Origin of the sequence: Microbacterium paludicola, from assembly GCF_039529675.1 — a bacterium.
Classification (GTDB): domain Bacteria; phylum Actinomycetota; class Actinomycetes; order Actinomycetales; family Microbacteriaceae; genus Microbacterium; species Microbacterium paludicola.
This window is the reverse complement of sequence record NZ_BAAANG010000005.1, coordinates 41,856-51,304: the sequence shown is the minus strand read 5'-3', so window position 1 is coordinate 51,304 and position 9,449 is coordinate 41,856. Positions and strand designations below refer to the sequence as shown.

The 9,449-nt window shown below is 74.0% G+C and carries 8 protein-coding genes; 2 read left to right on the top strand and 6 right to left on the bottom strand.

Going from position 1 to position 9,449, the window contains the following annotated elements; genetic code table 11:
- Window position 1 precedes the first annotated feature (1 nt).
- The 6 genes from ABD161_RS05530 to ABD161_RS05505 form a co-directional block, all read right to left on the bottom strand.
- Window positions 2–775: an ABC transporter ATP-binding protein gene (locus tag ABD161_RS05530; RefSeq protein WP_344000446.1), complete on the bottom strand. Its 774-nt coding sequence runs from the start codon at window positions 773–775 to the stop codon at window positions 2–4.
- Window positions 775–1,662 (bottom strand): ABC transporter permease, encoded by an 888-nt coding sequence (locus ABD161_RS05525; protein ID WP_344000444.1) that lies wholly within the window; start codon window positions 1,660–1,662, stop codon window positions 775–777. The genes ABD161_RS05530 and ABD161_RS05525 overlap by 1 nt, the downstream gene beginning before the upstream one ends.
- A gap of 2 nt (window positions 1,663–1,664) precedes the next feature.
- Complete coding sequence (locus ABD161_RS05520) at window positions 1,665–2,627, bottom strand: ABC transporter substrate-binding protein (protein WP_344000443.1); 963 nt, start codon at window positions 2,625–2,627, stop codon at window positions 1,665–1,667.
- Window positions 2,628–2,807: 180 nt separating this feature from the next.
- Window positions 2,808–5,528 (bottom strand): molybdopterin-dependent oxidoreductase, encoded by a 2,721-nt coding sequence (locus tag ABD161_RS05515; RefSeq protein ID WP_344000441.1) that lies wholly within the window; start codon window positions 5,526–5,528, stop codon window positions 2,808–2,810.
- A complete protein-coding gene (locus ABD161_RS05510; protein WP_135114021.1) occupies window positions 5,525–6,346 on the bottom strand; it encodes an FAD binding domain-containing protein in 822 nt (273 codons plus the stop codon). The genes ABD161_RS05515 and ABD161_RS05510 overlap by 4 nt, the downstream gene beginning before the upstream one ends.
- The gene (locus ABD161_RS05505; protein ID WP_344000438.1) at window positions 6,347–7,450 is read right to left on the bottom strand and encodes an XdhC family protein; all 1,104 of its coding nucleotides are present in this window, start codon (window positions 7,448–7,450) and stop codon (window positions 6,347–6,349) included.
- A gap of 302 nt (window positions 7,451–7,752) precedes the next feature.
- On the opposite strand from ABD161_RS05505, the gene ABD161_RS05500 reads away from it, so the two are divergent.
- Together ABD161_RS05500 and ABD161_RS05495 are read left to right on the top strand one after the other, a co-directional pair.
- Window positions 7,753–8,328 (top strand): nucleotidyltransferase family protein, encoded by a 576-nt coding sequence (locus ABD161_RS05500; RefSeq protein ID WP_344000436.1) that lies wholly within the window; start codon window positions 7,753–7,755, stop codon window positions 8,326–8,328.
- A gap of 211 nt (window positions 8,329–8,539) precedes the next feature.
- Window positions 8,540–9,427 carry a choice-of-anchor G family protein gene (locus ABD161_RS05495; RefSeq protein WP_344000434.1) on the top strand — a complete coding sequence of 296 codons (888 nt, stop codon included), beginning with the start codon at window positions 8,540–8,542 and terminating at the stop codon, window positions 9,425–9,427.
- The last annotated feature ends 22 nt before the right edge of the window (window positions 9,428–9,449 follow it).

The window sequence follows — 9,449 nt, the reverse complement described above, 5'->3', positions numbered from 1 at the left end:
CTCAGGCCGCCGCGCGCTCGTGCACGAGTTCCGAGATCTGGCGCTTGAAGGCGTTGAACGCGGGCGAGGTCACGTCGCGATCGTCTCCGAGGGTGATCTGCACGATTTCGCGGATGTGACCCGGCAGCCCGTGCGAGGCGCCGCCCGTCATCACCACGACGCGATCGGCGAGGTAGACGGCCTCCTCGATCGAGTGGGTGATGAACACGACCGTGCGGCCCTCGGCGCGCTGAAGGCCGCGCAGCTGCGCCTGCAGGTCGCTGCGGGTCAGCGCGTCGAGCGCGCCGAACGGCTCGTCCATCAGCATGACCGCGGGATCGTTCGCCAGCACCCGGGCGATCGCGACGCGCTGCTGCATGCCGCCCGACAGCTCGCCCGGGAACTTCTTCGCGAAGCGCGTGAGGCCCACGGTCTCGAGGTACCGGTCGGCCTTCGCCCTGGCATCGGTGCGCGACAGGCCGCGCCGCACCGGGCCGTAGGCGACGTTCTCGTGCACGGTCAGCCACGGGAACAGGCCGTAGTCCTGGAACACGACGCCGCGGTTCGGCCCCGGCCCGGTGATCGGCGCGCCGGCGACCGTCACGGTGCCACCGCTCGGCTCCTCGAAGCCGGCGAGGATGCGCAGCAGCGTGCTCTTCCCGCAGCCGCTCGCGCCGACGACCGCGACGAACTCGCCCGCCGCGACGTCCAGCGTCACGTCGGCCACCGCGAGCACGTCGCCGGAGGGCGTCTCGTACCGCTTCTCGAGCCCCTCGATCCGGATCTCCGCACTCATCAGCGCGCTCCCTTCTGAAACACCGGACGGCGTCCCACCATCAGGCGCAGCACGAGGCTGAGCAGCTTGTCGGACAGGAAGCCGGCGAGCCCGATCACGATCATCCCGGCGACGATGAGGTCGGTGCGCACGATGTCGCGCGCGAGCGTGATGGTGGCGCCGAGGCCCTCGTTGACGCCCGTCGTCTCGCCGAGCACCAGCACGACCCAGGCGAGCCCGAGCCCGACCCGCAGGCCGTTCATGATCGCCGGCGCCGCGGCGGGCACCATCACGCGCCACAGCACCGCGGCGCGCGTGGTGCCGAGCATGCGGGCCGCCTCCACGAGCCGCTCCGACACCTGCCGCGTGCCGCTCGCGGCGCCGAGCACGATCGGGAAGAACGCCGACAGGGTGATCAGGAAGATCGTCGCCTGATCCCCGATGCCGATCAGCAGGGCCACGAGCGGCACCCAGGCGGTCGCGGGGATGGGCCGGATCAGGTTGATGAACGGATCCAGCAGGGTGTCGACCGTGTAGAAGCGCCCCATCAGCACGCCCACCGGCACGCCGATCAGCGCGGCGATCCCGAAGCCGGCGCCGACGCGCGCGGCGCTCGCCCCCAGGTGCTGCCACAGCGTCGCGCTGAAGGCGTCGTCGCGCAGCCCGCCGAAGGCAAAGTCCCACAGCGTCACGGCCACGTCCACCGGGTACGGCAGGTAGCCCATCCGGATGCCGAACGGCAGCTCCAGCTCGATCTGCCGGCCGATGTGCCAGAACAGGACGAACAGGATCGGCACGACGAGGCCGAGCGCGACGCGCGCCGCGGCCGAGCGGCCGGGGCCGCGTCGCCATCGTGGCCTGGCCACCGCGGCGGCCGGGGCGGCGAGCGGGGTGGCGGTGGCGGTCACGATCACTCCACGAACGAGGTGTCGGCGATGTCCTCGATCGCCGGAGCGTCCTCGATGAAGCCGAGCTCGGCCATCTCGCCCGCGAGCGCCTCCAGCTGTCCGAGGTACTCGTCGGAGAGGTCGGATCGCATCCAGAAGTTCTCGATCGCGGTGTCGAAGATCGCCTGATCGCCGCCGAACGTGTCGACCATCTCGGTGAGCCACTCTTCTTCGTTTCCGGTCATCCACTCGGTGGTGGCGACGTGCGTGTCGACGACCTTCTGGACGAGATCCGGGCTCTCCTCGATCAGGGCGCCGGTGGTGATGAGGCCGATGTTCACCTTGCCGATCGGGGTCGCGTACGGGTCGGCGAACTCCTGGCCGCCGTTCTGCAGCGCGATCGAGGCGCCGATCTCGACGCCGAAGAACGCATCGAGATCGCCCGCCGCGAACTGCCCGGCCATCTCGGGAACCGGCACGGTCACGAGGTCGATGTCCTCGGGGTCGACGCCGGCCTCCTCGAGCGTGAGGCGCATCGCGACCTCCTGCGCGGATCCCTGGATGTAGCCCACCGTCTTGCCGACGAGGTCCGCGGGCGAGGCGACCTCGTCGTTGCCGACGAAGCCCGCTCCGCCGTCCGCGGCCGATGCCACGATCTTCAGGTCGCGATCCTGGGCGATCGAGGAGATGGTCGGCGTGACGCCGCTGATCGCGAAGTCGACGGTGCCGGCCACGAGCGCGTCGCTCAGCGCCGGGGTGGTGTCGAGCGTGACGACCTCGAACTCGACGCCGTCGACCGCGTGGTCCTCGTAGAGGAACGGAGCGTAGAAGTGCGGCTGGCCGCGCAGCGTGCCGACCTTGACGGTGACGGTCTCTCCCGGGGCGGCATCCGCGGTGTCCGCGGCGGTGCCGGTGCCGACGGAGCATCCGGTCAGGGCGAGCGCGGCGAGGGCGGCGGCGGGGACGAGCAGACGGCGAGGGGACATAGGGGCGCCTTTCGTGGGGGACGGTGCGCGTGCGGGCGGGACGCCGGTGCGGGGATCGCGCTGCCCGCAGTCAATCGCGCCCGCCGCTCCCGGCCGTTTCCCCACGGTTTCGCCCACGTAAATCCGTGAAGCTCGCGCTTCACGCAAGGGCGGGATGGCGCGCGAAATGCGCCGGACCTGTCAGCCGCCCTGCGCGAGGCGCCAGACGCGATCCCGTGTGAAGGGCTGCACGAACGGGCGGGCGCCGAGGGCGCGGGCGATCGCGTTGCCGATCGCGGGAGCGACCGCGTTGTACGGCGACTCGCTCATCGACTTGGCGCCGAAGGGGCCGAGGTCATCCGAGGTCTCGGCGAACAGCACCTCGGTGTCGGGGATGTCGACCGACTGCGGCACGCGGTAGGTGCGGAAGACGGCGTTCTGGATGACGCCGTCCTGCACCAGCACCTCCTCGTACAGCGCCCCGCCGATTCCCTGGGCGACGCCGCCCTCGATCTGCCCGCGGCACTGCGCGGGGTTCATCACGAAACCGGCGTCGGCCGCGTGCACCGACTGCAGGATGCGCACCGCTCCCGTCTCGGGATCGACTGCGACGCGCACCGCGTGCACGTCGAACGCGATCGAGCGCAGGTCGCCGTGCTCCTCGCCGGTCGCGGTCAGCCCGTCGGGCCCCGCGAGCTCGGCGTAGGTGAGCAGCCCGGCGGGGGTGCGCACGCCGCCCGGCTCCGGCGCGCACTCCGGCGCGGGCACGCCCGCCCGCTCGGCGGCAGCCGTCGTGATCCGGTCGCGCAGCGCGAGGCACGCCGCGTGCAGCGCCTTGCCGGCCACCGTGATCCCGGCCGACGCGAACGCCCCCGTGTCGTACGAGACGACGTCCGTGTCGGCGTGCGCGAGGGCGATCCGGTCCAGGCCCACGCCGAACACGCTCGCGGCGATCTGGCGCTGCACCGTGGTGGAGCCGTTGCCGAACTCGGCGGTGCCGGTGCGCAGCGCGAAGGTGCCGTCCGGGCGCAGGGTCACGGAAGCGTGCGCGACGTGGCCCCGCGGCGCGAGCGTCGCGATCATCGACGCGGCCATCCCCTCGCCGACCCGCCAGCCGTCCGGCGCCGCGGTGCCGTTGCCGCGCGCGAGGGCATCCTGCGCGAGGTCGAGGCACTGGTCGAGGCCGTAGCTTCCCCACACCGTCTCGTGGTCGATCGTGCCGTCGGCGTGGCGCAGCGGATCCTCGGGACGCACCGCGTTGATCCGGCGCAGCTCGAACGGATCCATGCCGAGCCGCTGCGCCAGCAGGTCGAGCGCCGACTCGATCCCGAGGGTCACCTGCCCGAGGCCGTAGCCGCGGAACGCACCCGACGGCACGTTGTTCGTGTAGACCGCCTCGGCGTCCACCCGCACGACGGGGGAGCGGTACAGCGTCACCGACTCGGTGCAGCCGTGGAACATGACGCCGATCGCGTGGTTCCCGTACGCGCCCGTGTCGCTCAGCACGTCGAGCTTGATCGCCGTGAGGCGCCCGTCTGCGTCGGCGCCGAGCGAGACCGACACGCGCATCGGATGCCGCAGTGCCGAGCGCCAGAACTCGTCCTCGCGCGAGAACTCGTACGCGACGGGGCGCCCCGTGCGCAGCACCGCGAGCGCCACGAGGTCCTCGGTGAAGATCTCCTGCTTGCCGCCGAACCCGCCGCCCACGCGCGGCGCGTACACGCGCACCTGCTCGCGCGGCAGCTCGAACAGCCGGCACAGCTCGTCGCGGGTGAGGAACGGCACCTGCGTGGACGAGCGGATCACGAGCCGACCGTCGTCATCCATCCAGCCGACGGATCCGTGGGTCTCGAGCTGGGCGTGGATCGAGCGCGACGTGCGCCACGTTCCCGACACGGTGACGTCGCTGGACGCCAGCGCGGCGTCGACATCGCCGCCGTACCCCGAGTGCAGCGCCGCCACCACGTTGCGCGACGCGTCCGCGACCCGGTCGGCGGGCGTGCGGTCGGGATGCACGCGGGGAGCGCCGGGCGTGCGCGCCTTCTCGGGGTCGAACACGGCGGGCAGCGGCTCGTACGCGACGCGGATCAGCCGGCACGCCTCCTCGGCCGCGGCCGCCGTCTCGGCGACGACGGCCGCGACGCGCTGGCCCACGTGCCGCACGATGTCGTCGAGCATCCGCGTGTCGTCGGGGTCGTCCTCGCGGTGCTCATGCCGCGCGGTCGAGTACCGCATGGCGGGCACGTCCTCGTGCGTGAACACCGCCACCACGCCCGGCACGGCCCGCGCCGCCTCGACGCCGATCGACAGGATCCGCGCGTGCGCGTGCGGGGATCCCACGACGCGCAGGATGAGCGCATCCTGCGGCACCTCGTCGAACGCGTACGGCTCGCGGCCCTGCACCACGCGGCGGGCGGCCTCGGGCACGACGGAGCGGCCGACGCCGGCGTCCTCCGGGGTCGCGGCCCGTGGCCCGGTCTCCCGGACGGGTCCGAGCACGGCCTCGCGCACCGCGTCGCGGATGGGGCGGTAGCCGGTGCAGCGGCAGAGGCTTCCCTTGAGGCGCTTGTCGAGCTCGGGCAGGTCGTCGGCCGTCAGGCACGACGCCGTCACGCTCATCCCGGGCGTGCAGAAGCCGCACTGGAAGCCGAAGCCCTCGACGAGCGACTCCTGCACGGGATGCAGGTCGTCGCCGGGCGCGAGCCCCGCGGCGGTCGTGACCGCGCGGCCCTCGGCGCGCACGGCGGGGACAAGGCACGAGTGGACGGGCTCGCCGTCCAGCAGCACCGCGCACGCACCGCAGTCGCCCGCGTCGCACCCCTTCTTCACCTGGGTCGCGCCGTGCTCGCGCAGCAGCGTGCGCAGCACCTGGCCCGGGCGCGGGTCGGTCTCGATCGGGGTGCCGTCGACGTCGATCCTCATGCCGTCGCCTCCGTCTCGAGCGTGATCCGCGCGCGCTCGGCGAGCACGACGCTTGCCCCGCGCCGCCAGTCGGCGGGGCCGAGTGGATCCGTGTAGTAACCCGGCGCGTCCCGCACGGCCGCGGCGAGCTCGCCCGCGGCCGGCAGCGCCCCGAAGCGCAGCACGACGGGCGTGCGCGTGGCGGCCGTGATCACGAAGGTCGCGGATCCGTCGTCGTCCGCGCGTCCCGTGACGACGGATCCGGATCGGCCGAGCTCGGCCAGCGCGATCTTCTGCAGCGTGAACCGCGAGCGCAGCGTGCGCGCGGGGAGCTCGATCGCGCGCAGCACTTCGCCGGGGGCGAGGGTGCTGACGCCGTTGTCGGCGGGGATCGCGGACACGGGCATCCGGCGGCTGCCGCCATCCGGCGTCCAGATCTCGGCCTCGCCGTCGAGCCCTGCGGCGAGCGACACCATCGCCGCGGCGGCGTACGAGCGCGCGATGTTGCCGCCCACGGTGGCGGTGTTCCAGATCTTGAACGACGCGAGCAGCGCGTCGGCCGCGTCGGGGATCACGCGCGCGGCGGGCCAGGCGGGCGGCGCCTCGCGCGCGAAGGCGACCAGCCGCGCGATCGTGCAGGTGGCGCCGATGCGCAGGCCCGCGTCCGTGGCCTCGAGGTCGGCCCAGCCGAGGGTGGTCAGGTCGACGAGGCCGGTGACGTCGGGCTGCGGCTCGCCGAACATCCACGTGCCTCCCGCGACGAACGCCTCGCCGGGCGCGAGCGCGAGATCCTCCCGCGTGCGCGCGCGGCGGAACGAGGTGACGGTGTGGAGGTCCATTCAGGCCCCCGGCGCCGGGACGGGCAGGGCGCAGGATGCGGCCGCGGGCGACGCCTCGTCGGCGCGTGCGTGCGGGCGGTGAAGCGGTCCGGATGCCTCGCGCAGCGGGCGGCCCGTCGCACCGTGGCGGGTCTGCACGATCTCCGCCAGCACGGCGATCGCGACCTCTTCCGGGGCGGCGCCGCCGAGGTCGAGGCCCAGCGGGGAGTGAAGGCGTGCGAGGTCCGCCTCGCTGACGCCGGCCTCGCGCAGCAGCGCGGCGCGGCGCGCGACCGTGGCCCGGGCGCCGAGCGCGCCCACGAAGCCCACCGGCAGCCGCAGGGCAGTGCGGATGGCGGGGACGTCGAGGCGGGTGTCGTGCGTCAGCACGCACACCGCGGTGCGGGCGTCGACGCGGCCCGCCTGAGCCTCGAGGTAGGCCGCCGGCTCCTCGGCCGCCAGCTCGACCGCCTCGGGGAACCGCTCGCGCGTGACGAGCGTCGGCCAGACGTCGCACACCGTGACGGCGAAGCCCGCGGCCGACGCGACGCGGCACAGCGCGGCGGCGTGATCTCCCGCGCCAAGCACGATCAGCCGGGGCCGGGGCGCGTGCGACAGGGCGAGCACGGATCCGGATGCGCCGGCGATGACGCGCGTCTCGGCGAGCAGGGCGGCCGCGTCGAGCCCCGCGGCGGTCGCCGCATCCGGGTCGTCGATCAGCCGGCCGGCATCCGGTCCCTCGAGCGCGAGGCCGACGGTCACGGCCCGGTCGGCCGCCGCATCCGCCAGCGCCCGCGTCAGGACGGGGTCATCCCGCCGCGCCTCGTACGCGATGACATCGATCTGCCCGCCGCACGCGAGGCCGGCGGCGTGCGCGGTCGCGTCATCGAAGCCGAACCGCGCGGTGGCCGCGGTGCCGGTCGCGAGCACGCTGTGCGCGAGCACGACCGCGTCGCCCTCGACGCAGCCGCCCGAGATCGAGCCGATCACCTCGCCCTCGTCGGTCACCGCCATCGATGCTCCGAGGCCGCGTGGGGCGCTTCGCGCCACGCCCGTGATCGTCACGACCGCAACCCGTCGTCCCGCCTCAAGCCGGTCGCGCAGCCGGTCCGCGAGTTCCCACATGCGGCAACGCTAGCCCCGCCATGTTTCCGGTGCGCTACAGCAACGGCGCGCCCGTGCGTCGGGTCGGCGTGTCCCCGAGGTGTCGGATGGATGCGGCACTTCGGGGACATCCCGGCGCCCGTGTCCCCGAGTTGCCGGATGGATGCGGCACTTCGGGGACATCCCGGCGCCCGTGTCCCCGAGTTGCCGGATGGATGCGGCACTTCGGGGACATCTCGGCGCCCGTGTCCCCGAGATGCCGCTGCGAACCGGCACTTCGGGGGGCAGGCCGGCGCGCCCGCGCGCGGCTACACTCGCGACTCATGACGCCCGCCGCCCCCGCCGTCTGCGGCATCGTGCTCGCGGCCGGGGCAGGCACACGCTTCGGCGGCCCCAAGGCTCTCGCCCGCACTCCCGACGGCACGCCGTGGATCGCGCGCGCGGTCGACGCGCTGCGGGCGGGCGGATGCGACGACGTGCTGGTGGTGCTTGGCGCGGGCGAGGGCGAGGCGGCGGCGCTCGTCCCGCCCGGAGCGCGCGAGGTCGTCGCGGATGACTGGGCCGAGGGAGTCTCCGCTTCCCTGCGCGCCGGGATCGCGGCCGCCCGACGACGCGAACCCGACGCCGTCGTGATCCTCCCCGTCGACACCCCGGACACCCCTCCCGAGGCGGTCGCCCGCGTCCTCGCCGCGGCGTTGGATGCTCCGCGCGCGGCCCTCGTGCAGGCGACCTACGCGGGCCGCCCCGGTCATCCGGTGCTGCTCGGCGCCGACCACCTCGACGCCGTCGCCGCATCGGTCTCGGGCGACCGGGGCGCGCGGCCTTACCTCGCGGCGCACGACGCGCATCAGGTCGAGTGCGCGGATCTCTGGTCCGGTTCCGACGTGGATCACCGCTGACCCGGCGACGATCCGGCGCCGCGCGTCGCCGCCGGGACACGCCCGGGACGCACGCGGCGGCGTGTCTGAAAGGCCGTTATGCATCGCGTGTGAGCCCGGCTGTGCGTTTGAGACGGGCGGACGGATCTGCCTAACGTCGCCGACGTGCCCCGTGGGGCACCGCCTCCGCGAACTCCGCGGAGGGGCAACCGGAACGAAGGGAATCGACTGCATGTCGAAGAGCACGAGCCCGAAGTCCACCACCCAGCGCACCCTGCGCGGCGCAGCCGCCGTCGGTGCGGCCGGAGCCGTGATCGCCGGCGCCGCGTTCGGCGCCTCGGCCGCCAGCGCCACGACCGGCGACGAGCGCCACCACGCCGAGGCGGCCGCGCAGGCCGACGGCGCCACCACGGCCACTCAGGTCGATGCGTCGACCGTGAAGCTCGACAGCCCGGCCGTCGCCCAGACCTCGACGCAGCTGGAGGAGAAGCTCGCCACCGTCATCGCCGGCCTCGACGAGCGGGCGGAGGAGGCGCTCCGCGCCGCCGTCGAGACCGGATCGCTCGACCTCGGTCCGCTCGAGGGCCTCCTGAACGGCGGGCACACCGACATCCCCGAACTCCCGATCGACCCGGCCCAGGTCATCGCCGACGTCGGCGCCGAGCCCCTCGTGAGCGAGGACGGCGCGGTGTCGATCGACCTCGCCTCCGGCGCGGTCACGGTCGACCTGCAGACCCTGATCGAGGTCAACGGCCTGCCCGCCGACGCCACCCTCGCGGATCAGGCCGTCGTCGACCTCGTGAAGGCCGACGTGCAGGAGATCCTCTCGGGCGTCTCCGACCGCATCGACGAGCAGCTGCTCGCCGAGGTGCAGGGACTCGCCGAGGGCCTGCCGACCGAGCTCGCCTCGCAGCTCGAGGGCATCCAGCCCGCCGCGGTCGAGGAGCTGCAGAGCACGGTCGACGACGCCGTGGGCGAGGTCACCGCGCCCGCCGCGACCGAGCTCGGCACGGCCGCGAGCGAGCTCGGCGGCATCGTGGAGTTCACGGTCGAGGAGGGTGGCAGCGCCACCGTGAACATCGACCTGCCCGACGGCGAGTCGGTGCCGCTGGCCGGCTGACGCCTCTCACGGACGACGCCCC

Coding starts and splice junctions, on each gene's coding strand:
- ABD161_RS05530 (WP_344000446.1), bottom strand. CDS start 775: ATGAGTGCGGAGATCCGGATCGAGGGGCTCGAGAAGCGGTACGAGACG.
- ABD161_RS05520 (WP_344000443.1), bottom strand. CDS start 2,627: ATGTCCCCTCGCCGTCTGCTCGTCCCCGCCGCCGCCCTCGCCGCGCTC.
- ABD161_RS05515 (WP_344000441.1), bottom strand. CDS start 5,528: ATGAGGATCGACGTCGACGGCACCCCGATCGAGACCGACCCGCGCCCG.
- ABD161_RS05510 (WP_135114021.1), bottom strand. CDS start 6,346: ATGGACCTCCACACCGTCACCTCGTTCCGCCGCGCGCGCACGCGGGAG.
- ABD161_RS05505 (WP_344000438.1), bottom strand. CDS start 7,450: ATGTGGGAACTCGCGGACCGGCTGCGCGACCGGCTTGAGGCGGGACGA.
- ABD161_RS05500 (WP_344000436.1), top strand. CDS start 7,753: ATGACGCCCGCCGCCCCCGCCGTCTGCGGCATCGTGCTCGCGGCCGGG.
- ABD161_RS05495 (WP_344000434.1), top strand. CDS start 8,540: ATGTCGAAGAGCACGAGCCCGAAGTCCACCACCCAGCGCACCCTGCGC.